Origin of the sequence: Paraburkholderia sediminicola, from assembly GCF_046026855.1 — a bacterium.
Classification (GTDB): domain Bacteria; phylum Pseudomonadota; class Gammaproteobacteria; order Burkholderiales; family Burkholderiaceae; genus Paraburkholderia; species Paraburkholderia sediminicola_A.
Genome location: NZ_JAQQET010000028.1, coordinates 1 through 22,977 on the forward strand (window position 1 = coordinate 1; position 22,977 = coordinate 22,977).

The following is a 22,977-nucleotide window of genomic DNA, read 5'->3' on the forward strand; positions in this document are numbered from 1 at the left end:
GTTTCGGCCCTTCAGCGCCGCTTTCCAGATTGCCAACAATCGTTCGACTCGCACTGTCTTTAGTCACTGCTTGAAGATTATTGCGCTTGCCGCGCAAGCTTCTTCGAGTGCGTGCCGAGACAGACGGGTCAAGCCGGAAAAAGTCGTCAAACCATGCGGCGCGCCGGCATATTCGGTGACGCGTACCTCGACACCCGCGGCGCGTAGCCGGGCAGCGTAGCGCCATCCGTCGTCTCTCAGCGGATCATGTTCGGCGACCTGGATTAGCGCGGGCGGCAAAGCCGATAAGTTCTCCGCGAGTAGCGGCGATGCCAATGGGTTACGGGCCAACGCTGGATCTCCCAGGTAGTGCCGCGCATAGGCGGAGACGGCCCGCGCCGTCAACAACGGCGCGTGAGCCTTCTCGCTCATCGACGGTGAACTCAAGGTCAAGTCCAGTGCCGGACAGATCAGCGTTTGGCCGGAGATCGGCGGGCCGCCCAGATCGCGGGCATAGAGACACAGTGCGGCGGTGAGATTCGCCCCCGCGCTGTCTCCCGCGACGCTGATCTGTCCGACGTCGATACCTAGTTGCACCGCATGCAGATGAAGCCAGCACAGCGCCGCGTAGCCGTCCTCCAGGGCGGCTGGATACCGATGCCGTGGGGCGAGTCGATAATCGACGGACACAACCAGCGTGCCGGTATGGGCCGCAAACGCGCTGCACCACCAGTCGGTCAAGCCCGGATCGCCGGATACCCAGCCGCCGCCGTGAAAGTAAAGGAGACCGGGACAGCCTGCGTCGCGTCGATCAGGTACGTAGAGGCGAATCGCGGGACAGTCGCTCGCGCGAGGGCTGTCGCTGATCACGACGCCAGCGGCGCGCGCGCCGAATATCCAATCTGTCAGCAGGTTGCGCGGCATGGGCTTCTGGTCCGCCTCTATCTCTGCTTCGGTGCAGGTCTCTATACTGTTTTTTTCGCTGAGTTTCAGCAGCCATGCCAGGAGTTCGAGGCGTCGACCCAAGGGGCGGCTGAAGGTGCCGTTGCGCATCGCAATGGGCCGCTCGACGCAGTGGGCTGGCACCGCATCGATTGGGTTGCCGGGCGATTGAGCTGCCGCCCCTGTCTTGAGTTCAGTATTCGGGCACATCGACACGTCCTTCCGCGACTTCGATCATTTCGGCAGACAACGGTTTTTCCCGGAGTAGCAACGCGAGCAGCAAGGCAATGCCCATCATCGCGGCAGCACTGACGAAAACCGAACCGTAGGCGTGCAGCATTTCTCCAGCGTTACCTGCCCGGGCCAGCCTGGCCGTCAGGATCGAGCCGAATACGGCTGCGCCCGTTGCACCACCCAGCGTCTTGAAAAAATTCAGTGCGCCGGTCGCCACACCCAGGTGCCGATGCTCGACCGCGTTCTGCCCGGCCAGCACCACGACCTGGATGAAGAAGCCCAGGCCGATTCCGATGACAGCCAGCATGATCAGCACATGCCACAGTGGTGTCGTCAGGTCGATGCGGGCGAGCGCGCAGAAGCCGATACCAGACAGGATCGCACCGGCAATCGGGAAAGCCTTGTACCTGCCCGAGTGCGAAATGATGCCGCCCGTTACCATCGTTGCGACGATCAACCCCAGTAGCAACGGTACGATGGAAGCCCCAGACACCGACGCGTCCAGCCCGAAAGTGCTCTGCAGCATAAGCGGGACGTACAGCATGCCGACGAAGAGCGCCGCGGTCGAAAGGAAAAACAGCGTCGCCGATACAGCGAAAATGCTGTTGCCAAAGAGTTGCAATGGAGTGATCGGTTCCGCAGCGGCATGTTCGACCGCCAGGTAGGCAAGCAACGACACTAGTGTCACTGCCGCAAGACCGAGCGTCTGCCAGGCGCTCCAGGGATAGGCCTGCCCACCGTAAACCATCGAGAGAAGAAAGCTTGTCGTGAAAACAATCGCCAGCACGGAACCCCAGATATCTAGCCGGTGAGAGCGTGCGCGTCCGGGCAGGTGAAGGCGCGCGCCAATGATACCGAACGCAAGCAAGCCGATCGGAACGTTGATCACGAAGATCCAGATCCAGCTCCAGTGGTCGACGATGACGCCACCGAGCACCGGCCCGAGAATGATCGCAATTGCAGGAACGATGCCGAGAACAGCCTGGTAGCGCGCTCGTTCGCGCGGCGGTGCCAGATCTCCGACGATGGCCATGACGAGAGAGTTGAGTCCGCCGCCGCCCAGACCCTGGAACGCGCGAAACGCGATCAGCCACGCCATGTTCGGTGCTGCGGCGCACAGCGCGGAACCGACAACGAAAATGGCGACAGAGGCCAGAAAGACCGGTTTTCGTCCGATCATGTCGCCAAGCTTGCCGAAGATCAGCGTGGTGACTGCGCTGGTAAGCAGGTACGAGGTTGCGATCCAGGGAGCGTTGCCGGCGTCTCCCAACTCTGCACCAATGCGACCCAGTGCGGCGGCAACGATGGTCTGGTCAAGTGTCGAGATGAACAACACGAGCATCAGGGGCAGCAGGACTGCCATGATTGTCGTGTCCGACCGTTCGAGAGCGGGTGGGCGTGTGACATCGCGCTTGCTGGTAGCGCGCGTCATACCTGAGCCATCCCACCATCGACGGCCAGCACGCTGCCCGTCATGTAAGACGAGTCACCGCAGGCCAGAAAGAGCGCCGCCTTGGCAATCTCTTCCGGTTCGCCCCAACGTTCCAGAGGGATCGCCTTCCGAACGTACGCATCAACCTCCGGCAACTCGTAGGCCATCTTTGTTAACGGTGTTTTGACGGCGCCCGGGCTCAGCACGTTGACCCGGATGCGCTTGCCGGTCAGCTCGCTGTCATTGGCGAGCGTGCGGGCAAGACTGCGAACTGCCGCCTTCGTTGCCGCGTAGACCGGGTCGCCAAGACGACCCATGTCCGCCGCCGCGGAGCCAGTCAGGATGATCGACGCGTCATTTGACAGCAGCGGCAGCGAGCGTACACAGGTAAAGAATACGCCCTTGAAATTGAGTCCGACCATCGCATCGAAGGCCGCTTCGTCAACCAACCTTAGAGTCGGCGAGTGCGACATTCCGGCGTTGGCGAAGAGGACATCGATGCGTCCGTGCCGTGCACGGACCGTTGACATGACGTGATCTATATCTGACACGTTGGAGACGTCGGCGACGATGCCGAACGTACGCTCGCCGATGGCCTTCGCGGCTTCGTCGAGCTTGCGCGGATCGCGCCCGACGATGGCGACTGATGCGCCATGTGCGTGCATCAACTGGGCCGAAGCCAACCCGATGCCGCTTGATCCGCCGGTAACCAGGGCTACCTTGCCCAAAAGTTTGGGCGTTCTTTCCGCCATAAATCCTCCTTCAGTCCGATTAAGTCAACGAGTGATGACATTGATTGTCGATCAACCCTTTGCGTGTGTCAACAGTTGATGACATAATGAGCGCATTGATCGGTCAACCGAATTCGACAACAAGGAGACGTGTTGTGACAGACTCAACCCGGTCCACCCCCGCAAGCGGGCGTAATGCTTCCGATACGCGGGAGCGTATTCTCGAGGCCGCGCGCGCTTGCTTCTCGCGAAGAAGCTACGAGAATGTAGGGCTCCGGGAGATTGCGAGCGAAGCCGGCGTAGATGCGGCGCTCGTCAGTCGTTATTTCGGTGGAAAGGAAGGATTGTTCGCGCAGGTTGTGGAGGGTGCTTTCCACGTTGAAGAGCACCTGCCGGAGTCGCTCGATACGGTAGGCGAATTTCTGGTGGCGGAGGTGATGGCGGAATCTAATGTAACCGGGGAGTTCAATCCATTGCGTCTGCTGTTACTCGGCGCAACTAGCCCGGACACGGCCGAGATGGTTTCCGCGCGCTTTCATGCGGAATTCGTACAGCCGCTGGCGAGGAAGTTGAAGGGACGGGATGCGGAAATACGGGCCGCGCTGATCGGATCGTATGTGATCGGACTGGCCACGATGCGCCATATGCTCGAGTCGCCAACGCTCACGAGTGCATCTTCCCGCAAAGTCGCGGCTTTTGTAGCTGCAGCGATCCAGACCTGCGTCGGGATATCGGATTGAGTCCTCGCCCGGATTGCTAAAGAATGTCCGTTATCAAGAAAGCTGAAGGTCCCTTGCGGGTCGAACTCGGTCGGTCGTCATCTGGCTGGGTTCGGCCAACTACGGACGTTGGTCCGCGCTTTCACAAAGCCATTCAAACGTCGGATCTGCACCGGAAAACAGCCCTCCGCATGAAGCCCATTTCCAAAGAGTTGCGGCCGAACCGGTCGCTTGCGGTCGGCTGGTAAGCGCAACCGCGCACCTGCTTTTTCATGCAGAGACTCCCGTGAACGGCCCACTCCGGGACCTGGAACCTCGATAACCGTGCAAAATTCTTGCGCTGGCGGGTTATGTCAGCATCGACGCCCAATAATGCGCGGCCCTTATCCGGTCTGGGCAGTGGGCGTCTGCCCACGCCGAAGCCGTAACGAATTCACCTTCGGGTCGATCAACGAAACGATCACGATCTCCGGTGTGTCCATTTCTCGCGAAGACTGGATCGTCGCCGACGAAAGTGGCGTAGTCTGTGTTCCGGATGCACAGGTCGACAAGGTGATCGAACTGGCCACACGCATTGCCGAACAGGAAGGCGAGCTGTTGCAGATGGTGATGAGCAATAACGTGACGTCGTGGGACGAGCTCTAACGCCTGCGCGTCGCTGTTGTGTTGTGAGGCAAGTGCGCTGTGTTTCTTGAACTCGGCGTTCGTGCTTTGGGATGAGGGTCGGCGGGCGCTGCCTCGGGTGTCCGGAGCACGAAGCAGGAAATCTGCAATCTGGTCGAGAAATCTAGCCCTATCGCTAGCCGGCGTTAGCGATAGGGGGCGTTCTCAGTCTCTCCTCCGGAGTTCAAACGCGTGATGCGAACGCGTCGACACCCGCCAGCTCCGCCGACAGCTTCCAGAGGCGTTCAGCCTGCTCCGGATCGATGGCGTGTGGGTGTACGCCGGCATCCGCATCGCCAGTGGTCGCCCGCGCCACATCACAATCCTCGCAGTAGAGACCACCAAGCCCCGCAAGGAGGGGCGACGTCGCCGCCCACACCTGGGTTGCCGTGCCCTGCTCAGGTGTTTTGAAAGTCGGGTCGAGCAGCGTGCCCTGCTCGTCGATCCAGCCGGCCGCGACCATCTCTGCATGGGTTATATGTAGCGCCAACGGTGTAGAGATTTTTCCCGGTTGCACAGAAAAGGCTCGTAAGCCGTCGCGTGCGCCGAACTCGTCGAGCTGAACGGCGAAAAGCGCGTTGGCGGTTTTCGATTGTGCGTACGCGAGCCACTTGTCGTAGTCGCGCGTGAATTGCACGTCATCCCAGCGTATTGGCGAGCCGCGGTGTCCGAGTGACGAGACGGCGATCACGCGTGCACCGTTACCGTGTGCAAGCACGGGCCACAGCCCGTTCACGAGTGCATAGTGGCCAAGATGGTTGGTCGCAAACTGTGCTTCCCAGCCATTTGGGGGGCGTGGGGGTGCGGACAATTGCCGACCGGTAATTCATACGCCAGTCGTCGGTAAACATTTGCGTAAGCCAAAATGGATCTGCAAACCTTAGCAACTCGGCAAAATCCGGCACCACCTTTTCCGACAGGCCGCGAAATACAGCCGGTCCAGCCAGTCGCCTTGCGCTCCGTTACCGTTCATCCAAATGGTCAGCAGCTCCACGGCATGGTCGGTTCTCAGCCAGGGGCCCATGCACGCTCGCGCAACCAGTTGCCCCGCCACCAGATAGCAGAGCAATTCAGCGGTGGCTTCCTCGTGACGGCCGTTCTCCGGTGAAGGCAATACGCAAGGCAGCGCTGAGCAAGGACCTATCAGCGTTTACCCTTTTAATGAAATTGCATGTGGTTAAAATATTGACATAAAATTAACGGATGGGTACTTTATCTCTCATGGGCGGACGGTCCGCCGCTATCGCGAGAGAACTAACAATGTCGATCAGTTTGTTAAAGCGTCTTTGGGGATTACTGGGTTGCGCTCTGGCGGTGGCGGCGCTGGGGATGTCGGCACCTGCTTTTTCGGCGAGCGACACACTGCGCGTGGCAACGGAAGGCACGTACCCTCCGTGGAGTTTCAAGGATGCGAGTGGTCAACTGCAGGGCTTCGACGTGGACGTTGCAAATGCCCTGTGCGCCCAGATGAAGGTTAAATGCCAGATCGTGGCGCAGGCGTGGGACGGAATCATCCCGGGCCTGCAGGCTAACCGGTACGACGCGATCGTCGCCTCCATGTCCATGACTCCGGCCCGGCGCAAGCAGGTCCTGTTCACTAACAAGTACAAGGACACGACGTCGAGTTTCATTGTCGCCAAAGACAGTGGCATCAAGGACGTCTCGCCAGCCGGTCTGAAAGGTAAGCGTATTGGCGTGCAGAGGGGGTCGTCGCAGCATCAGTGGCTGACGGCGAACGGTTATGACAGCGCGGCGACGCTCGTTCTTTACGACGACACCCGGCAACCTGAACTTGATCTGGTGGCTGGACGCGTCGACGCGATCATCGGCAACAAGGCGACTTTCTATTCCGATTTTTTCAAGCGCCCCGAATCGGGAGACTTCACGTTCGTCGGACCGGAACTGAAGGGGGGCGTGCTGGGTGACGGAAACGCGATCGCTGTGCGCCTCGACAACACCGATCTGTGGAACCGTTTGAACGCAGCGCTTGCCGCCATCATCGCGAATGGGACCTATGACCGGATCCGCAAGAAGTATTTCCCTTTCCAATTGATGTAGGGGAGTCAGCATGTCCAGTCTGACTTTAGACGGCTACGGCGGGCTCATTATCCTCGGAGCCGTTACAACGTTGCTGGTGGCTCTGGCGGCAACTGCGATAGGGTCCTTGATAGGAATCTTGATGGCTGCGGCAAAGCTGTCTCCGTCGCGTGTCCTCAGGCATTTTGCGGGTGCTTACACCACAACCATCCGCGGCGTTCCGGACCTGCTGGTGATCTTTCTCGTGTATTACGGAGGGAGTTCGACTCTCTCGCATGTCATTGGCAAGCCGATCGAGATCAACGCATTCGGAGCCGGAGCGATCTCACTTGGCCTCGTTTTTGGCGCCTACGCAACCGAGATTTTTCGCGGCGCGATTCTGGAAGTTCCACGCGGTCAGTTCGAGGCGGCTGCCGCGCTGGGGCTTAGCGGATACCGTCAGTTCATACACGTCATTGCGCCGCAGGCGTGGCGACTTGCAATCCCGGCCTTCGGCAATCAATTGACTGTCCTGCTCAAGGAGACTGCGCTGGTCTCGCTTGTCGGGCTGGAAGATCTGATGCGCCGGACAGGGTTCGCAGTCGAGGGGACCAACCGTCCGTTTTTCTTTTACCTGGTCGCCGGAGTTCTGTATTTCGTACTCAGCTTCGCGATGACGAGCGCGTTCGGCACTGCCCGTCGGAAGACTGCAACTGCCTTGGCAAGGTGAGCTATGTTTGATTTTTCGCTACTGTTCTCGAGCTTTCCGAGGCTGCTATCCGCGCTACCGGTCACCATTGAGCTATTTGCGGCGATCATGGTGGTCGGTCTGATCGTGGGTGTGCCAACCGCTATTCTCGGTTTGAGCCGGTCGAGATTTCTCGATGTCTGCGTGCGTTTCTATATCGGCGCGTTCCGTGGAACCCCGGCGCTTGTTCAACTCTTTTTTCTGTACTACGGGTTTGGTCAGTTTTCCTTTGTCCGGCACTCGGTCCTGTGGCCTTTACTTCGAGATCCGTTCACGTGTGCGGTGATCGCGCTGGGACTGAACTCGGGGGCCTATACAGCCCGCATTCTGATGGGCGCACTGTCGGCCGTGCCAAAAGGAATCGTTGAAGCTGCAGAAGCGTTGGGGCTAAGCCATGCAGCGATTCTCACGAAAATCAAGGCTCCGATCGCAGTGCGAATTGCGCTGCCGGCATACGCCAATGAAACAATCCTGAACCTCAAGGCAACGTCGCTCGCCTCGACGGTGACGATCATGGAACTGACGGGAACGTCGAAGCTTCTGGTGAGCGAGACCTACGCGCCTTACGAGATTTTCGTCGCTGCAGGTCTCGTCTATCTGGCGATGACATTCATCGTATCGAACACGTTCCGTATGCTGGAGAAAATGATCGCCCGCAAGACGGGGAAGCAGGATCAGTTTGCGGCGCCGAGAAGGGGCAAGAGCGCTACCGCCCTGAAATCGCGGAGCGCCAACGATGTACATGCGACCTGAATCAGGTTTGAAGAGCCGTGACATAGAGGTCAGGGTTGTCTGGAAATACATTATGGAGATGCGGAAGTGATTCGGTTTTTAACACTCGGACCAGGCGGGAGTAATCACGAGTTCGTAACTCGCCGTTACCTTCAGTTCCATGGAATTGAAAACAAGGCGAGCATAGAGTTGGTTCTCGACTTCGACTCGGCCGCACAGATTGTTATGAATGGCGACGCCGACTATATCGTTCAGGTCGCGGTGCATCCGTCGACGACTGAAATTGTCGCCAGATATCGCAAGCAGCTTTTCGTCATAGACGCGTTTGTTTCTGAAAGTAGAGATATGGCTGTCGTCACCCGGATAGACGTCAATAGACCTGCTTCGCTCGCCCTTCAACCTGCCACGCGTGACTACGTGAATACGGAAGGGCTCCGGCTCATTGCAGAGACCTCAACGGCCTCGGTTGCGGACGGTCTGCTTGCGGGCAAGTACGAAAGTGGCCTCACCTACACCTCGCTTGCCGTGGACAATCCGGGCCGCTTCAGAATAGATGAACGGGTCGGTACCGTAGACGATCCCTGGATCGTCTACGGCCGTCATAGGCTGTCCGACGGAAAGGTGGTGACCTGGAAAGACAGTCCGGCGGCCCAGGCGTTCTGCAATCAGATCCAGCGTGTTGCCCGTTGAGCCGGTCGCGTGCATGTTGAGGAGCGTGTCATGAGTACAGAAACGAATGCCGAGTTTGTCATCAACATCAAAGGTCTCTGCAAAAGCTACGGAGCGTTTGATGTGCTGAAGTCAATATCGCTGAATGTGCGGCGTGGCGAGAAGATTGTGCTGTGCGGTCCTTCGGGATCGGGAAAGTCGACACTCATCCGATGCATCAACCGGCTTGAGAAGCACGACGCGGGCGACATTCACGTGGACGGAATCAAGCTCACCGACGATGTAAAAAACGTGCGCATGGTACGCGCCGATGTCGGAATGGTTTTCCAGCATTTCAATCTCTTTCCGCACATGACGGTGCTGGAAAATTGCACGTTGGCGCCAATGCGAGTCCGTGGGATAAAGCGCAAGGAGGCAGAGGCGCGCGCAATGGAAATTCTGGAGCGCGTTCGGGTGTCCAGCCACGCCCACAAGCATCCGGCGCAGTTATCGGGTGGCCAACAGCAACGTGTCGCGATTGCCAGAGCACTTTGCATGGCACCGACAATCATGTTGCTGGACGAGCCTACGTCCGCGCTTGATCCCGAGATGGTGCGGGAAGTTCTGGACACACTCACGCTGTTGGTGGAGGACGGGATGACCATGCTCTGCGTCACACACGAGATGGGTTTCGCGAAAGCAGTCGCCGATCGGATTCTGTTTCTGGATCAAGGTGAGATCCTTGAAGACAACAGTCCGACGGATTTCTTTACCGCTCCCCGAACCGATCGGGCCCAACGGTTTCTTAGCCAGATGATTCACAAATAGCAGCATTCCACGGAACGTTCATGAGATAACGCCTCATGTTTTTACTGGAGAAATCCTTTGCAAGACGTAGTAACGCGCAGTGACTTTGGTGAGCTCATCACGCCTGTTTATTCGCCGGCAAGCCTGATTCCGGTCAGAGGGGAAGGCTCATATGTGTGGGACGCAGACGGTCGACGTTACATAGATCTGGCAGGGGGCGTCGCCGTAACTGGTTTGGGGCATGCCCACCCGGATCTCGTCGCCGCGCTCGGTGCACAAAGTCAAGCCATCTGGCATATCGGCAACGTGTTTACAAACGAGCCGGTCCTGAAGCTTGCGCGACAATTGACGGATGCCACCTTCGGAGACCGGGTTTTCTTCGCTAACTCGGGAGCCGAGGCAAATGAAGCTGCACTGAAGCTCGCACGCAAGTTCGCTTCTGATCGTGCAAGCGTCAACGGCCAGAAGTTCGAGATCATCGCGTTCGATCATTCATTTCATGGACGAACACTGTTCACGGTAAGCGTAGGTGGGCAGCCTAAATATAGCGCCGGATTTGGCCCGTTGCCGATTGGTATCAGGCACCTCCCCTTTAACGACGTGAGTTCTGCCTGCGTCGGAATTAGCGAGAAGACATGCGCGGTGATAGTGGAGCTCGTTCAGGGTGAAAGCGGTGTGAAACCGGCGGAACTGGAGTTTGTGCGCGCACTTCGCCAGCGGTGTGACGAGGTGGGAGCGCTGTTGATTTTCGACGAAGTACAGACGGGAATTGGCCGAACAGGGTGCCTGTTCGCCTATATGGATTACGGAATAACGCCTGACATCCTGACAACAGCCAAGGCCTTGGGGAATGGGTTTCCTATTGGTGCCATGATCACCACTGCAAGCATTGGTGATCATTTCACGGCGGGATCTCATGGGAGTACGTTCGGCGGAAATCCACTCGCGGCTTCCGTGGCCAATAAGGTTCTGGAGATTGTCCAACGCCCGGAAACGCTGGAGGGTGTGAAGTTGCGAAATCGGATTTGCCTCGAGAGGTTGCAGGAGATCAACCGACGAATCAATGTCTTTTCCGAGTTTCGAGGCCGTGGACTTCTCATCGGCGCTGAGTTGAACGGCAACTATCGTGGGCGCTCGGCGAAGCTCGTGGAGCATGCCTATGCGGCCGGGATCTTCACGCTGATGGCGGGCCCAGACGTTTTGCGGCTTGCACCGTCGTTAGTCATCCCGATCGATGTGTTGAACGACGGACTCGCCGCGCTCGAGCGTGCAGTCGAAACCTTCGCGGCGGAGTGATGAGGCGCCTCGAAATCCGCGCAGTTCCGAACGATCTGGCCGGATTGGAGTGGTTAGTCCCGTTCGATGCGGGTTCCGCCTGGTCTGAGGATGCGTGAGTTGACTAAGGAGGCCGGCATGGAAGGGCGGATTGTGGCCAAAGGGAAGATCTAGCTGTAGTCCCGGATGTTGAAGAATACAGCCAGAAAGCGTACTGGCAAGCTTTCGATTTCCTCTGGTCCATGTGCCGCGTTCGGATCGAACAGCATGCTGTCGCCGGGCTTTAAATCGTAGATCCGGTTGGCGTATCGATACTTCATTTTGCCTTCCAGGACATGTAGGAACTGGATGCCCGTTGTCTGATGCGTGGACCAGGGCTGTGACTTCTCGTCGAGGGTGACGACATACGGTTCGACTGAGAGGTTTCCTGAAAGCACATGTCCAACCAGACGATAGATATGGCCGAAGGAGGAGCCTTCCCGATCGACGGTGACGCCTTGCCCCGCTGGCACGAACGAGCAGTCATGGCGGTCACTCTGATCCACGAAGAATCGGGATACTGGTTTCCCTAAGGCATTCGCAATTCTTGTGAGCGTCTCGATCGATGGCGTCGCGGTTCCTTTCTCAATTCTGGAAAGCATCGAATGAGAAATGCCAGCCATCTTTGCAAGTGTGCCCGATGCGAGTCCTGCTGAAGTGCGAAATGCGTGAATCTGGGCGGCGAGCGCGCGCGATACTTTTTCTACGGCCGGATCGCGCTGCTTCTCGGACATGTCGAGCTCAGGTGTTTCCTGAACCGGAGGTTTTGCTTGCGATCTTGGCATATGTGGTCAATCGGGAACGGTTTAGAGGAAATCCATACGGACATTATATGAGCGTGCGCCGAAGCCTCGGGGGTTTTCTGCAACAGCTAACCACATCATCCACGATTTCGATTGGTAATCTCAATGATAGAACTACGCCGTTCAACGCCTGACGATGTGGCGGCTGTCGGTAGGCTCGTCGAGTGTCTCTTTGCGGAACTAAATGACGGTCAGGCAGGGCCTGCGTACCAGACGTCTTCGGTGGAGCGAGTCCTGCAGGACACGGAGCGCAGTTTTGGATATCTGGCCTTTGACGACCAGGACCCCGTCGGCATTCTTTTGATGACGGATGGTGTCGCAATCTTTGCCGGAGGTGCCTTCGGGCAAATCACCGAGCTATATGTGACGCCAGAATTCAGGTCGAAGGGGATCGCGGCAATGCTCATGCATCAGGCCGCCGACTTTGGAAGATCGCGTGGATGGAGACGACTGGACGTCGGCGCGCCTCACCAACCCAGGTGGCACCGCACCTTGGGATTCTATCTTTCAGAGGGGTTTGTGGAAGTCGGCCCGCGCTTGCGACTGGACTTGTAACTCACCATGGGCGTCTCCGTTCAAATTGCCCATTCGGCGGGAAGCGATTCATAGCGCGAAGTCAGGCTAGAAGCACGTTCTGCGCAAGGGTATTTTTCTTGTCTCTGGAAAGAAGGCGGATTTTGCCGGGTACGTTTGGAAAAGTGTGATCGTTCGGTTTAGTTAGTATTACTGCAGTAATAGTCACAACGTCTGTTGCGTGCTGACGCGATCTCGTGCAGCGACCTGCACGAGTCGCTCTCGCCGTAAACCCTACATTCGGTATTTGCATGGTGTTAAAGAATTGACATCACATTAACGTCGATCTACCGTACATCCAGAGGTGTTCGAGTCAAAAAACGGCTGCCCAGCAGATTTTTAAGAGGAGATAGTCATGTCAGGAAGGAGATGTGTGAGGGTTCTGAAAGATATCGTAGCGGTTGCCGCGGCGTCGCTGGCTGCGTTGTGTGTCGTCCCTGCTCATGCGGCTGATGGTGTGCTACGGGTTGCAACAGAAGGCACGTTTAAGCCTTTCAGTTATAAGGACGCGGACGGGGAGTTACAGGGATTTGATGTCGACATTGCAAACGCCTTATGTAGTCAGATGAAGGTTCGATGCGAGATCGTCGCTCAGGCGTGGGACGGTATCATTCCCGCACTTTTAGCAGATCGTTACGACGCAATCGTAGCGAGCATGGCAACAACACCCGCTCGTCGAAAGCAGGTCCTGTTCACCAACAAGTACGAACAGTTCGCGTCAACATTCGTGGCGCCCAAGAGCGCGTCGGTACACGATATCAGCCCTGCCGCGCTGAAGGGCAAGCGGATCGGCGTGCAACGCGGTTCGGGGCAAGATCAGTGGCTTGTTGCGAACGGGTATGACAAGACATCGACGCTTGTTCGCTATGACGATACTCGTCAACCTGAGTTGGACCTGGTGGCCGGACGCGTTGATCTGATCCTTGCTGTCAAGGCGACAACGGCGACAGATTTTTTCAAACGGCCGGAGTCAGACGACTTCGAGTTTGTTGGTCCGGACCTGAAGGGCGGCGTGTTTGGAGAAGGAAATGCAATTGCGGTTCGTCTGGATGATACGGCCCTGTGTAACCGCCTGAACGACGCACTCGCTGCGATCATCGCTAATGGAACCTACGACCGTATCCGCAAGAAATATTTCCCCTTCTCTCTGATGTAAGTTCAGCCTGGATGCTGTTTGAATCTGAAGCATCGCAGATGATGGCGGAGCCTGCTCACAGATTCGGCGCGGAAAGGCTTCGAAATCTGAGCTGACTTCCATCAATTAAGGGGACACGAAATACAAGGTAAGAAGAGATTTTGATATTAGTCAGTAATACTACTTAAAAATAGGATGAGCATCGATTTTAAGAGGCTACTGCGTTGATACCTTAAATCTATTTTCAAAAACCAGTGAAACATGAAAAAACCTATTGTTATTGCTGCCGCGATCCTCTCGTCGAGCAGCGCACAGTCGTTCGCTCAGAACTCGGTGACTCTGTACGGTGTACTGGACGACTCTATTCAGTATGCGCACAATGCCGGTGGGAAGAGTAACCAGATTGCGATGGTGTCCGGACAGCTGAGCGGGAGCCGATGGGGACTGAAGGGCGTTGAGGATCTCGGCGGGGGACTGCAGGCGGTGTTCCGACTCGAGAATGGTTTTGACCCGAACACTGGGAAACTCGGGCAAGGAGGTCGTATGTTCGGGCGACAGGCTTACGTCGGTTTGTCAAAGGACACGTTCGGAACGGTCACATTAGGTCGGCAGTACGACGCGCTTTTTGATCTGGTGTTTCCGGCGCAGGGCAACTATTTTCTCGAGTACTTTGCCGCACCGGGAGACGTGGATATTGGCGACGGCACTGTGCGCCAGAACAATGCGATCAAGTGGGCAAGTCCGGATTGGTCGGGGTTTCGGGTGAACTTGACGTATTCCCTGGGGAACGTGGCGGGGGCGGTCGGTTCTGGTCAAAGTTATAGTGGCGCGATGTCGTACACCACCTCTTCGTGGGTAGTCGCCGCTGGGTATATTCATATCGACAATGGCAATCCCACGATATCGACGCGAGGAGCGACGAGCTCGGACAGTATCTTCGAGTCGCCTGTGAACTCAGCGTATTCGACAGCGAAAGCCATCGACATCACGCGTGTCGCAGCGAACTACACAGTTGGGCCAGTAACTTTCGGGGGGTACTACAGCTTTTCGGAGTATCTTGCAGACGCCGCATCAACGTTTAGTGGCAGCGAGCGATACAACAACGGCTCGATATTCGCACTCTGGCAGGTATCTCCTCCTTTTCAGCTTGAGCTTGGCTACGATTACATGAAGTCAGCCGGCGACTCTTCTGCCACCTACCATACGATTAACCTGGCCGCCGATTGCTCCCTAAGCAAGCGTACGGATATCTACGGCATAGCTTCGTACGGTCATGCAGCGGGACAAAACGGGCTGGGGCCTGCGCAGGCAGTGATTTCGGATACCACGGTTGCGCCCGGCAACGCGAGTCAGGAGTTACTCATTGTTGGTATCCGGCATCGATTCTGACGCCAGATTTCGTGAGCTTGCCGGCTACGCGATCCCGAGGAAAACCCTCGGGATCGCTCCATACTTCACACTATCAAACGCAGCGCTCAATCCAATCCGAAATCCATTCGGCGATGTCGAGGCTGTTCATGTCCTGCATCAGGATATGTGAATTTCCCAGGATGCCGATATCCGGCAAAAGCGTATTTTCTGCGTGACCGCCAGCAGCATTGAGCGCCGTCACAAACTGCTGACAAGATTCAAGCCGGGGCGACCAACGCGGTGATTGGTCTACGTAATCTCCCCACAGGATCTGAATCGGGATATCCATGTACGGCGCAAGATCTCCGTCGGCAGGAGGACATTCGCCCGGTTCGATCGAAATGATTCCCCGGATGCCAGACGATGACATTGCCGCTGCCTGGAAGGGATAAAACCCTGACTGGGAATGGCTAATGACAACTGCTCCGCGAAGCATCCCGGCGAGCTCCAGAATTGCTGGGACTGTGGGGTTCGGCGCGGGCAACTCCTCGCTCCAGTCCGGCACCATCTGCTTCCAGAACTCATCGATGGCGTGAACCGGAAATTGCAGGCCGGGAAAGACGTTTGGATAATCCGGCCCAAACCGGAAGCTCTTCCATGCACCCTGTTGGGCATTCATAAACACAGCAGGCATTTCGCCAGGCGCGATTTGTCCAGCGCGCGCGCCAATGACCGTGGTCACGTCCGCAGCGGAACGCCCCCGCCATGCTTGGTCGACGACGTAAACGGGGTGTCCTTGCCTGAGGAAATACTCGTCCCAACCCATCCGGCCGTCTGGTGTTGTTTCCCAGGTCTTTCCAGTCATGCAGCAACCGTGAACGAGGATCAGCGGTTGTCGCAGTGTTGAAGCAGGGATCTGGAACCGGACATATACCTGATCGACACAGAACGTCCCAGATGCCTCGAACGCAGGATGTCGAGAAAGCATGCCGGACTGGATTGTTCGGCCGCCTACAAAAAAGCTTCCCTGCTTTTCAAGTATCAATGGGGATGAGGCTGGACTGGGCATCTACATTTCCTCGATTATGAATCTGGCTGCAATTGCGATTGCCTGCGCGAGAGCTCGCAGGGCATCAAATGGGCCTTTCACATTGTCCGAAAGGATGTCAGACTCATGTTAATTTAATGCCAATATTTTAACAGGAAGCAAATCTGGATCGCTAGCGTTTTACCGTTGCCGGAACGCGATTCACCTTGAGTCGCGCCAAACACGCAATCGAACCGGCTTTGTGTCCGTGCCACAATACGCGTCTCAGCATGCCTAAACGAAAGGAGACCGGTTTGAGCAAGAGCGTCGCGGCGACCACCGAGACATGGCATATGGACGACGCCGCGGCGGGCGTATGGATTCGTGCAGCGCATCTCGGCCGGAAGATAAAGGTTGAGAAGGGCAACATGATTTATCGTCAAGGCGAGCTCGGCTTGACCTTTTACTTTTTGCTTTCAGGCCGTATCCAAGTCTCGATTTTTCAGAGCGATGGCGCCGAGTTCATGCTGGAGATGATGGGGCCGTGGGCGATGTTTGGCGAGTCTCCTGCAATGGACGGCTTTCCGCGCATCGCAACAGCAGTCGCCGCCGAGAATTCGGAACTGATTGAATTTGACATCAGGGTTATCACGACGGCAATTCCGTCCTGTCCCGAACTCGCCATCTCGCTGATGCGCATCGTGGCGCTCAAACAGCGGATTCTCGCGTCCCGCATACAGTACCTAGCGCTTCCGAAGCCGGAGATGCGAATCGGGGAGCTATTGGGACGGATGGCTGAGCTGTACGGCGAGAAAAGGGAGGGCGGGACGCTGATATCTATCCCTCTGACCCATGAACAAATCGCCGCCATGACGGGCGCGACCCGAGTCACCGTGACGCGTGCCTTGAAGCGCTTGACGACGCTCGGCGCGATTGAACTCCGGCAGCGCCGGATCTGGGTGCTCGACTCGTCCAGGCTTCTCGGTTGATTTGGTATCTTGCTATACAGACGGCAGAGCAGCTGGTCACTTAAAGTGGGCACGTTGGAATCAATTTCCCCGTACCGCACCAGTTGATTGAAGGACTGCCATGAGCAAAATCGAGCGCCTGCGTCTCCCCGACGATGATGCGACCTTCGGAAGCAACCGCATTTTCGACCTGTTTCAGTACTCGCCGGCCGTGACGGCCAATGGGCTGGTGTTCATCGCCGGGCAAATCGGCTTACGGGCCGATGGATCGATTCCGGAAGACCCGAAGGAGCAGATCGACGTTGCATTCAGGCGTATCGAGGCCGTACTCAAGCATACGGGCCTCGATTTCACGGATGTCGTCGAACTCGTTTCCTATCACGTCGATGTGGGTTCGCAACTCGCCACGTTCCGCGAGGTTAAGGAGCAATACATTCGCTCGGACTTCCCGGCGTGGACCATTCTCGGTATCGCCGCGTTGGCTCGCCCCGAGCTTATCGTCGAGATCAAGGTCGTCGCTGCGGCTCGCAAGTAAGCTCCGCTGTCGCCGGCGGCTTCGAACGCCGGAACCGATACTCCATTGACCTCCGCTCCTCGATGTGGACAGGCCACAGTGTTGCGCATTCGCGCGTAACGTGCAGGAGCGGGTTGTTCATCCTTATGAACGGAAACCCGCCAAATGGGCAAAGCATTCGCCTCGCATGGCGACCTCGAAGATAAGGTCGTCTCGTTCGAGAAACTCTCCGACAACGCCTACGCCTACACCGCCGAAGGCGATCCGAACACCGGCGTCATCATTGGTGATGACGCCGTGATGGTCATCGACACGCAGGCGACTCCGGTCATGGCGCAAGACGTGATTCGCCGCATTCGCGAAGTCACCGACAAGCCCATCAAATACGTTCTGTTATCGCATTACCATGCTGTTCGCGTGTTCGGCGCCTCGGCCTATCAGGCTCAGGAGATTTTCGCAAGCCGCGACACATATGACCTGATTGTCGAACGCGGTGAGCAGGACAAGGCCAGCGAAATCGGCCGTTTCCCTCGCCTGTTCCGTAACGCCGAATCGATTCCACCCGGTCTCGTGTGGCCGACCATGACGTTCAAGGGTGAAATGACTGTCAACCTGGGGAATCTGGAAGTGAAGATCCAGCAGGTCGGCCGCGGTCATACCAAAGGCGACACCATTGCCTGGTTGCCGGAGCAGAAGATTCTCTTTGCCGGTGATCTGGTCGAATACCAGTCGACGCCTTACTGTGGCGACGCCTATTTCCGCGCGTGGCCGACCACGCTCGACGCACTGTCGAACTTCAAGGCGGAAAAGATGGTTCCGGGACGCGGGCCGGCGCTCAAGAACGCGGTTGAAGTGCGTCAGGGTCTGGCGGGCACGCGTGCTTTCCTCACCGATCTATACGGTGAAGTGAGTCGCGGCGTCGCGGATGGTAAAGACCTGAAGACCATCTATCGCGAGGTTTACGCCTTCATGAAACCGCGTTATAGCGACTGGGTCATCTTCGATCATTGCATGCCGTTCGACGTGTCGCGCGCTTACGACGAAGCGACTGGCTTTGATGATCCGAGAATCTGGACGGCAGAGCGCGACGTCGAGATGTGGCGGCAGTTGGAAGCGTAAGTCGGGCAGAACGGGTTAATTGTCGAATGAGACCGCGTTCCCTCCGGCTCAGTCTATGGCATATATTTTGGAATACTACATAATATTATGAATACTCGAGTTAAAACCGACGGGTTCGCGTTCGTAGAGTTCGTCTCATCCCGACCCCTTCAGCTCGTCGAGCTCTTCGAGAACCTTGGCTTCCGCCTTTGCGGCAAGTCGAAGAGCGACATGCTCCTGATGACGCAAGGCGCGGCCGCGTTCGTCATTAACGGAAATCCGAATGCGTTCGAATCCCAGCATGGTGCGTCGGTGCGTGCAATCGGGATTCGCGTCAACGACGCGAAGGCGGCCCACGAGCAGGCGTTGGCCGGCGGTGCTGCCGGCGCCTTTGCTGAACAGGAAGGCGAGTTTGTGCTCGACACGCCGACAATCCTCGGTATCGGCAATAGTCTCGTCTACTTTGTCGACGGCGATTTTCGCGAGGTCTTTTCGCTTCCGGTCGAAACCCGAAACACGCGGGAAGGTGACGCCAATATCCTGGCCGTCGACCATACGTCGAATATCGTGCATCCGAGGAACCTCGACTTGTGGGCCAACTTCTACCGCGACACGTTCGGGTTCGCGGAGAAGCAGTATCTGGAAGTCAAAGGTCACATGTCCGGGATGCGCGCGCGCTCAATGGTGAGCCCGTGCGGTCGCGTGTCGATACCGGTGGCCGCTGCGGCCCATGACCAACCGGGCGTGCTCAACCAGAACGATGAATTCATCCGCGATTACGGTGGCGAAGGAATTCAACACATTGCGCTGCTGACGTCCGACATCGAAGACACCATTCAAAAGCTCAGTGCTGCCGGCATTGAGTTCATGGCTGCGCCATCGCAGAACTACTACGACGGAATCGACGGGCGTCTTCCGGGGCACGGTCTTGACATCGGGCACCTGGCTGAACGTGGCATCCTGGTCGACGGCAAGGGTTCGCGGAAGATTTTGCTGCAGCGTTTCACGAAGCGCCAGATTGGGCCGGTGTTCTTCGAAATAATTGAACGCCGCGGAGAAGACGGATTCGGCGAAGGCAATTTCAAGGCCCTGTTCGAATCGCAGGAGAAGGATCAGCAGCAACGCGGCTCGCTCAACTGACCGTTCGGCGGGGAGCCTGCGGTCCCTGCTATCGACCCGTTCACTCATCCTGGTCAACGGGAACCTTGAAGGAATGATGCCATGACAGAACAGGACATTCGGGACCATCTGCTTTCCCGCTATGACGTGTGGATGACCGCGATAGCGGAGAAAAACATCGATGCGATAGCGTCGATCTACGCGAGTGATGCTGTGTATATGCAGCCGGGACAGCCGCGGCATGTTGGCCATGACGCGGTTATCGCCGTATGGCGTACCTATTTCACGCGCCCTGACTTCAAGGCGCTCTATACCCCAACGCTGACCATATCCGCGAGCCTTGACATCGCGTACGACGTAGGCAGCTACGTCGTGAGACTGACGCGCAACGGTGAGCCGGTCGAAATCCGTGGGAAGTACGTGGTGATCTGGAAATTGGAGAAGGGCGAATGGGTCGTTGCTGTCGATATCGATAACACGGACCACCCGGTGTAAGCACCGGCTGTATCGGAGGCGCCGGGCGTCGACACGAACGAACAGGTCGCCGCCCGAGACGAAAAAAAGATTGGAGACAAAAACATGAAATCGCAAGCTCAGATGCCCGACACGGGCCGGTCTGAAAGCGCCGGCACAGGCGAGTTGAAGCAGCGCTTGAGCAACCGCCATATCCAGTTGCTCGCGTTAGGAGGCGCGGTTGGGACGGGGCTGTTCCTCGGTTCGGCTGGCGTCCTCGAGCTTGCCGGTCCGTCGATGATTCTGGGCTACGCAGCTGTTGGCGTCATCATGTTCCTGATCGCCAGATATCTGGGCGAAATGCTGGTGGAGACACAAGTCCCGGATTCGTTCCGATACTTCGCGCACAACTTCTGGGGCGAGTTTCCTGGTTTTTTTTCTGGTTGGAACTGCTTTCTCCTTTATGTTCTGGTGGGCATGATCGAGCTCACCGCAGCCGGGAAATTCGTTCAGTTCTGGTGGCCTGGCATACCTACGTGGGCCTCGGCATTGGTTTTCTTCGTGATTGTGAACGCGCTCAACTTTGTGAGCGTGCGTACATACGGTGAAACAGAATTCTGGCTTGCGGTAATCAAGGTCGGTGCCGTGGTTGGAATGATTGCCATGGGCATCTTTCTTCTTGGATCCGGCAAGGCTGGACCTGACGCCACCGTGGCCAATCTCTGGACGCACGGCGGATTCCTGCCGAACGGTTGGCACGGTCTGATCATGTCGCTGGCTTTCATCTCCTTCTCCTTCGGCGGGTTGGAGATGCTCGGCTTTACGGCGGCAGAAGCAAAGAACCCCAAAAAGACGATTCCAAAAGCCATCAATCAGGTGCTGTTCCGCATTCTCATCTTCTACGTGGGTTCCATGCTGATTCTCATGGCGCTCATGCCCTGGACCAGCCTCCTCGCGGCGTTGAAAGCGGGTGGCGATACATACGGCAACAGTCCGTTTGTCATGGTGTTTTCCGTGCTTGGTAGCAAGCTTGCGGCCAATGTGCTGAACGTTGTCGTGTTGACTGCTGCGTTGTCCGTCTATAACGGCATGGTCTATTGCAACAGCCGGCTGCTGTACGGCATGGCACGAGAAGGGCAGGCGCCTCGCTTTCTGGCGAAGGTGAGTTCGCGCGGTGTCCCCTATGCCGGGATTCTTTATCCCGCCGCTTATACGGCGCTGTGCATCGTGCTCAACTACGTGATGCCGCGTGGCGCACTGGAACTGTTGATGTCGCTTGTCGTTGCGGGTCTCGTTCTCATGTGGGTCATCATCATCGTTACGCACCTGAAGTTTCGTGCATCGATGCAGCGAAACGGTAAGCAGGCAGCGTTTCCTGCTCCGTTTTCACCGTTCACGAATTATCTCTGTCTTGCCTTCATGTTGCTCATCACGGTGGTGCTGTTCCTCACCCCCGCCGTCCGTATATCCGTCTACGCAATGCCGTTCTGGGTCGCGGCGGTTTATGGTGCGTTCGTTCTGCAACGGCGCGTGGTGCGTCGGCAAAGACGCGTAGATGAAACGTCTGTTGGTGTCCTTTGACCAGCGATGCGGATGGCCTTTGTTCCCGAATCACGGAGATGACATGAGCAGCATCAGCGCGACAGGTGTTCGCAAGGCTCGACTTAATCGGTCCCAGTTGATTGTCGCCGCAACAATCGGCAATGCGCTGGAGTTTTTCGATTTCACCGTCTATAGCTTCTTTGCGATCACGATTGGAAAGGTCTTCTTTCCTGCCATGTCGAGTTACGGACAGCTTCTCGCGGCGGTGGCGACGTTCGGGGTGGGTTTCATCATGCGTCCCCTCGGAGGCGTCGTGATCGGCGCCTATGCGGATCGGGCAGGGCGCAAAGCAGCCATGACGCTGACCATTTTTATGATGGCGCTCGGTTGCGGGATGATCGGCTTTTCCCCGACCTATGCACAAGCAGGGCTGGTGGCGCCCATGCTGATCGTCACGGCTCGTCTGATTCAGGGGTTTTCTGCAGGCGGTGAGGTTGGGGCGTCGACAACCTTGCTGATTGAGTCCGGAACCAACGCGAATCGCGCTTTTCTAGGCAGTTGGCAGTTTGCGAGCCAGGGCCTCGGTGTGTCGATAGGCGCATTCGTTGCGTGGCTGCTATCCCTCGCGTTGTCCGCCGGCGCGCTCGAAGCCTGGGGTTGGCGTATTCCGTTTCTGCTCGGGATCCTCATTGCGCCGATCGGCATGACGATCCGTCGCCGTCTCGATGAACACGCGCCAGAGCCTACCACCGACAAGCGTGCGCCGATTGTCATCGTTCTGCGCGATCACTGGAATTTCGTCTTGCTGGGGACGCTCCTGACCGTCGGGTCGACCGTGGCAGCTTACGTGGTCAGCTTCTACTTACCGACCTATGCCATCCGCGAACTGAAACTGAGTACGTCGACGGCGCTGCTAGCGGGACTCGTATCAGGATTGGTAACGTTCGTGGTCGCGCCCGTTGCGGGTCTGCTATCAGACCGGACCAGCCGCAAGACGCTGGTGTTCTGGCCACGGCTACTGATTGCGATTGCGGTTTATCCGGCGTTTGTCTGGCTTACGCGTGATCCGGGCGTTGAAAGTCTACTGGTCACTGTCGCGGGTCTCAGTGCTCTGCTCGCGCTACAGGCGGCACCCGCTCTCACCATGTTGCCGGAAATGTTTCCACGTCCCGTTCGGGCCACGGGCATGTCCATTGTCTACAGCGTGGGCGTGGCGGTGTTTGGCGGCTTCGCACAGGTAGTGGCGATCTGGCTTATCCGCATGACAGGAAGCAACCTTGCGCCCGCGTGGTACCTGATCGTCTGTGTGCTGCTTTCGTGTTTTGCGTTGCCGTTCATCAAGGATCGCACCGGCCAGGATCTGGACGAATGAGCGGCGGCAACCCTCATTTATCTTCCGGTTCGTCCACCGTATTCCCCGATCGCTGAGC

At 57.3% G+C, this 22,977-nt stretch carries 24 protein-coding genes; 18 read left to right on the plus strand and 6 right to left on the minus strand.

The genetic code is table 11. The features are described 5' to 3' along the window. Positions 1–63: 63 nt before the first annotated feature. From PQR40_RS26970 to PQR40_RS26980, 3 genes are all read right to left on the minus strand, one after another. On the minus strand, positions 64–1,032 hold the full coding sequence (locus tag PQR40_RS26970) for an alpha/beta hydrolase (protein ID WP_408341195.1): 969 nt from the start codon (positions 1,030–1,032) through the stop codon (positions 64–66). An 82-nt stretch (positions 1,033–1,114) separates the two neighbouring features. Further along, positions 1,115–2,518, minus strand: coding sequence for an MDR family MFS transporter (locus tag PQR40_RS26975; protein WP_408510223.1), 1,404 nt, complete (start codon positions 2,516–2,518; stop codon positions 1,115–1,117). 65 nt (positions 2,519–2,583) lie between these two features. Continuing rightward, positions 2,584–3,339, minus strand: coding sequence for an SDR family NAD(P)-dependent oxidoreductase (locus PQR40_RS26980; protein ID WP_408394661.1), 756 nt, complete (start codon positions 3,337–3,339; stop codon positions 2,584–2,586). A 134-nt stretch (positions 3,340–3,473) separates the two neighbouring features. Between PQR40_RS26980 and PQR40_RS26985 the strand changes: the two genes are divergently transcribed. Beyond that, positions 3,474–4,058, plus strand: a complete 585-nt coding sequence (locus tag PQR40_RS26985; RefSeq protein WP_408341191.1) for a TetR/AcrR family transcriptional regulator — start codon at positions 3,474–3,476, stop codon at positions 4,056–4,058. Between the two features lie 351 nt (positions 4,059–4,409). Next, entirely contained in the window at positions 4,410–4,682 is a 273-nt protein-coding gene (locus tag PQR40_RS26990) for an RraA family protein (RefSeq protein WP_408393124.1), read from the plus strand. 202 nt (positions 4,683–4,884) lie between these two features. Here the strand turns inward: PQR40_RS26990 and PQR40_RS26995 are convergent, their stop codons facing one another. Further along, complete coding sequence (locus tag PQR40_RS26995; protein ID WP_408393121.1) at positions 4,885–5,391, minus strand: SDR family NAD(P)-dependent oxidoreductase; 507 nt, start codon at positions 5,389–5,391, stop codon at positions 4,885–4,887. Between the two features lie 569 nt (positions 5,392–5,960). Here PQR40_RS26995 and PQR40_RS27000 point away from each other — a divergent pair. The 6 genes from PQR40_RS27000 to astC all read left to right on the plus strand — a co-directional run bounded on the left by PQR40_RS27000 (position 5,961) and on the right by astC (position 10,947). Next, entirely contained in the window at positions 5,961–6,758 is a 798-nt protein-coding gene (locus PQR40_RS27000) for a transporter substrate-binding domain-containing protein (RefSeq protein WP_408393118.1), read from the plus strand. 10 nt (positions 6,759–6,768) lie between these two features. Further along, positions 6,769–7,446: an ABC transporter permease gene (locus PQR40_RS27005; RefSeq protein WP_408393116.1), complete on the plus strand. Its 678-nt coding sequence runs from the start codon at positions 6,769–6,771 to the stop codon at positions 7,444–7,446. 3 nt (positions 7,447–7,449) lie between these two features. Beyond that, complete coding sequence (locus tag PQR40_RS27010; RefSeq protein ID WP_408393113.1) at positions 7,450–8,217, plus strand: ABC transporter permease; 768 nt, start codon at positions 7,450–7,452, stop codon at positions 8,215–8,217. Between the two features lie 168 nt (positions 8,218–8,385). After that, positions 8,386–8,886, plus strand: a complete 501-nt coding sequence (locus tag PQR40_RS27015; RefSeq protein ID WP_408393110.1) for a hypothetical protein — start codon at positions 8,386–8,388, stop codon at positions 8,884–8,886. Positions 8,887–8,916: 30 nt separating this feature from the next. Then, positions 8,917–9,672, plus strand: coding sequence for an amino acid ABC transporter ATP-binding protein (locus PQR40_RS27020; RefSeq protein ID WP_408393107.1), 756 nt, complete (start codon positions 8,917–8,919; stop codon positions 9,670–9,672). Positions 9,673–9,729: 57 nt separating this feature from the next. Continuing rightward, positions 9,730–10,947 (plus strand): acetylornithine/succinylornithine family transaminase, encoded by a 1,218-nt coding sequence (astC, locus tag PQR40_RS27025; protein WP_408393105.1) that lies wholly within the window; start codon positions 9,730–9,732, stop codon positions 10,945–10,947. Between the two features lie 149 nt (positions 10,948–11,096). Here the strand turns inward: astC and PQR40_RS27030 are convergent, their stop codons facing one another. Next, a complete protein-coding gene (locus tag PQR40_RS27030) occupies positions 11,097–11,699 on the minus strand; it encodes a helix-turn-helix domain-containing protein (RefSeq protein WP_408393102.1) in 603 nt (200 codons plus the stop codon). Between the two features lie 174 nt (positions 11,700–11,873). Between PQR40_RS27030 and PQR40_RS27035 the strand changes: the two genes are divergently transcribed. The 3 genes from PQR40_RS27035 (at position 11,874) to PQR40_RS27045 (ending at position 14,865) form a co-directional block, all read left to right on the plus strand. Next, positions 11,874–12,323: a GNAT family N-acetyltransferase gene (locus PQR40_RS27035; RefSeq protein ID WP_408393099.1), complete on the plus strand. Its 450-nt coding sequence runs from the start codon at positions 11,874–11,876 to the stop codon at positions 12,321–12,323. Between the two features lie 391 nt (positions 12,324–12,714). Next, positions 12,715–13,497 carry a transporter substrate-binding domain-containing protein gene (locus PQR40_RS27040; protein WP_408393097.1) on the plus strand — a complete coding sequence of 261 codons (783 nt, stop codon included), beginning with the start codon at positions 12,715–12,717 and terminating at the stop codon, positions 13,495–13,497. A 240-nt stretch (positions 13,498–13,737) separates the two neighbouring features. After that, a complete protein-coding gene (locus tag PQR40_RS27045; RefSeq protein WP_408510224.1) occupies positions 13,738–14,865 on the plus strand; it encodes a porin in 1,128 nt (375 codons plus the stop codon). Positions 14,866–14,938: 73 nt separating this feature from the next. Here the strand turns inward: PQR40_RS27045 and PQR40_RS27050 are convergent, their stop codons facing one another. Then, the gene (locus PQR40_RS27050; protein ID WP_408510225.1) at positions 14,939–15,895 is read right to left on the minus strand and encodes an alpha/beta hydrolase family protein; all 957 of its coding nucleotides are present in this window, start codon (positions 15,893–15,895) and stop codon (positions 14,939–14,941) included. A gap of 272 nt (positions 15,896–16,167) precedes the next feature. Between PQR40_RS27050 and PQR40_RS27055 the strand changes: the two genes are divergently transcribed. The 7 genes from PQR40_RS27055 (at position 16,168) to PQR40_RS27085 (ending at position 22,919) form a co-directional block, all read left to right on the plus strand. Further along, positions 16,168–16,842 carry a Crp/Fnr family transcriptional regulator gene (locus tag PQR40_RS27055; RefSeq protein WP_408393089.1) on the plus strand — a complete coding sequence of 225 codons (675 nt, stop codon included), beginning with the start codon at positions 16,168–16,170 and terminating at the stop codon, positions 16,840–16,842. A 100-nt stretch (positions 16,843–16,942) separates the two neighbouring features. After that, entirely contained in the window at positions 16,943–17,356 is a 414-nt protein-coding gene (locus tag PQR40_RS27060; RefSeq protein WP_408393087.1) for a RidA family protein, read from the plus strand. A 144-nt stretch (positions 17,357–17,500) separates the two neighbouring features. Then, entirely contained in the window at positions 17,501–18,454 is a 954-nt protein-coding gene (locus PQR40_RS27065) for an MBL fold metallo-hydrolase (RefSeq protein WP_408510226.1), read from the plus strand. A gap of 87 nt (positions 18,455–18,541) precedes the next feature. Next, positions 18,542–19,573 carry a 4-hydroxyphenylpyruvate dioxygenase family protein gene (locus tag PQR40_RS27070; RefSeq protein ID WP_408393082.1) on the plus strand — a complete coding sequence of 344 codons (1,032 nt, stop codon included), beginning with the start codon at positions 18,542–18,544 and terminating at the stop codon, positions 19,571–19,573. An 81-nt stretch (positions 19,574–19,654) separates the two neighbouring features. Then, positions 19,655–20,047, plus strand: coding sequence for a YybH family protein (locus PQR40_RS27075; protein ID WP_408393079.1), 393 nt, complete (start codon positions 19,655–19,657; stop codon positions 20,045–20,047). Between the two features lie 102 nt (positions 20,048–20,149). After that, positions 20,150–21,586: an amino acid permease gene (locus tag PQR40_RS27080; RefSeq protein ID WP_408510247.1), complete on the plus strand. Its 1,437-nt coding sequence runs from the start codon at positions 20,150–20,152 to the stop codon at positions 21,584–21,586. Between the two features lie 43 nt (positions 21,587–21,629). After that, complete coding sequence (locus tag PQR40_RS27085) at positions 21,630–22,919, plus strand: MFS transporter (RefSeq protein WP_408393073.1); 1,290 nt, start codon at positions 21,630–21,632, stop codon at positions 22,917–22,919. The last annotated feature ends 58 nt before the right edge of the window (positions 22,920–22,977 follow it).

Bases quoted from the DNA above. Each gene is read 5' to 3' on its own strand.
- PQR40_RS26970 (WP_408341195.1), bottom strand. From the start codon at position 1,032: ATGCGCAACGGCACCTTCAGCCGCCCCTTGGGTCGACGCCTCGAACTC.
- PQR40_RS26975 (WP_408510223.1), bottom strand. From the start codon at position 2,518: ATGGCAGTCCTGCTGCCCCTGATGCTCGTGTTGTTCATCTCGACACTT.
- PQR40_RS26980 (WP_408394661.1), bottom strand. From the start codon at position 3,339: ATGGCGGAAAGAACGCCCAAACTTTTGGGCAAGGTAGCCCTGGTTACC.
- PQR40_RS26990 (WP_408393124.1), top strand. From the start codon at position 4,410: ATGCGCGGCCCTTATCCGGTCTGGGCAGTGGGCGTCTGCCCACGCCGA.
- PQR40_RS27000 (WP_408393118.1), top strand. From the start codon at position 5,961: ATGTCGATCAGTTTGTTAAAGCGTCTTTGGGGATTACTGGGTTGCGCT.
- PQR40_RS27005 (WP_408393116.1), top strand. From the start codon at position 6,769: ATGTCCAGTCTGACTTTAGACGGCTACGGCGGGCTCATTATCCTCGGA.
- PQR40_RS27010 (WP_408393113.1), top strand. From the start codon at position 7,450: ATGTTTGATTTTTCGCTACTGTTCTCGAGCTTTCCGAGGCTGCTATCC.
- PQR40_RS27020 (WP_408393107.1), top strand. From the start codon at position 8,917: ATGAGTACAGAAACGAATGCCGAGTTTGTCATCAACATCAAAGGTCTC.
- PQR40_RS27030 (WP_408393102.1), bottom strand. From the start codon at position 11,699: ATGTCCGAGAAGCAGCGCGATCCGGCCGTAGAAAAAGTATCGCGCGCG.
- PQR40_RS27035 (WP_408393099.1), top strand. From the start codon at position 11,874: ATGATAGAACTACGCCGTTCAACGCCTGACGATGTGGCGGCTGTCGGT.
- PQR40_RS27045 (WP_408510224.1), top strand. From the start codon at position 13,738: ATGAAAAAACCTATTGTTATTGCTGCCGCGATCCTCTCGTCGAGCAGC.
- PQR40_RS27050 (WP_408510225.1), bottom strand. From the start codon at position 15,895: ATGCCCAGTCCAGCCTCATCCCCATTGATACTTGAAAAGCAGGGAAGC.
- PQR40_RS27060 (WP_408393087.1), top strand. From the start codon at position 16,943: ATGAGCAAAATCGAGCGCCTGCGTCTCCCCGACGATGATGCGACCTTC.
- PQR40_RS27065 (WP_408510226.1), top strand. From the start codon at position 17,501: ATGGGCAAAGCATTCGCCTCGCATGGCGACCTCGAAGATAAGGTCGTC.
- PQR40_RS27070 (WP_408393082.1), top strand. From the start codon at position 18,542: ATGAATACTCGAGTTAAAACCGACGGGTTCGCGTTCGTAGAGTTCGTC.
- PQR40_RS27075 (WP_408393079.1), top strand. From the start codon at position 19,655: ATGACAGAACAGGACATTCGGGACCATCTGCTTTCCCGCTATGACGTG.
- PQR40_RS27080 (WP_408510247.1), top strand. From the start codon at position 20,150: ATGCCCGACACGGGCCGGTCTGAAAGCGCCGGCACAGGCGAGTTGAAG.
- PQR40_RS27085 (WP_408393073.1), top strand. From the start codon at position 21,630: ATGAGCAGCATCAGCGCGACAGGTGTTCGCAAGGCTCGACTTAATCGG.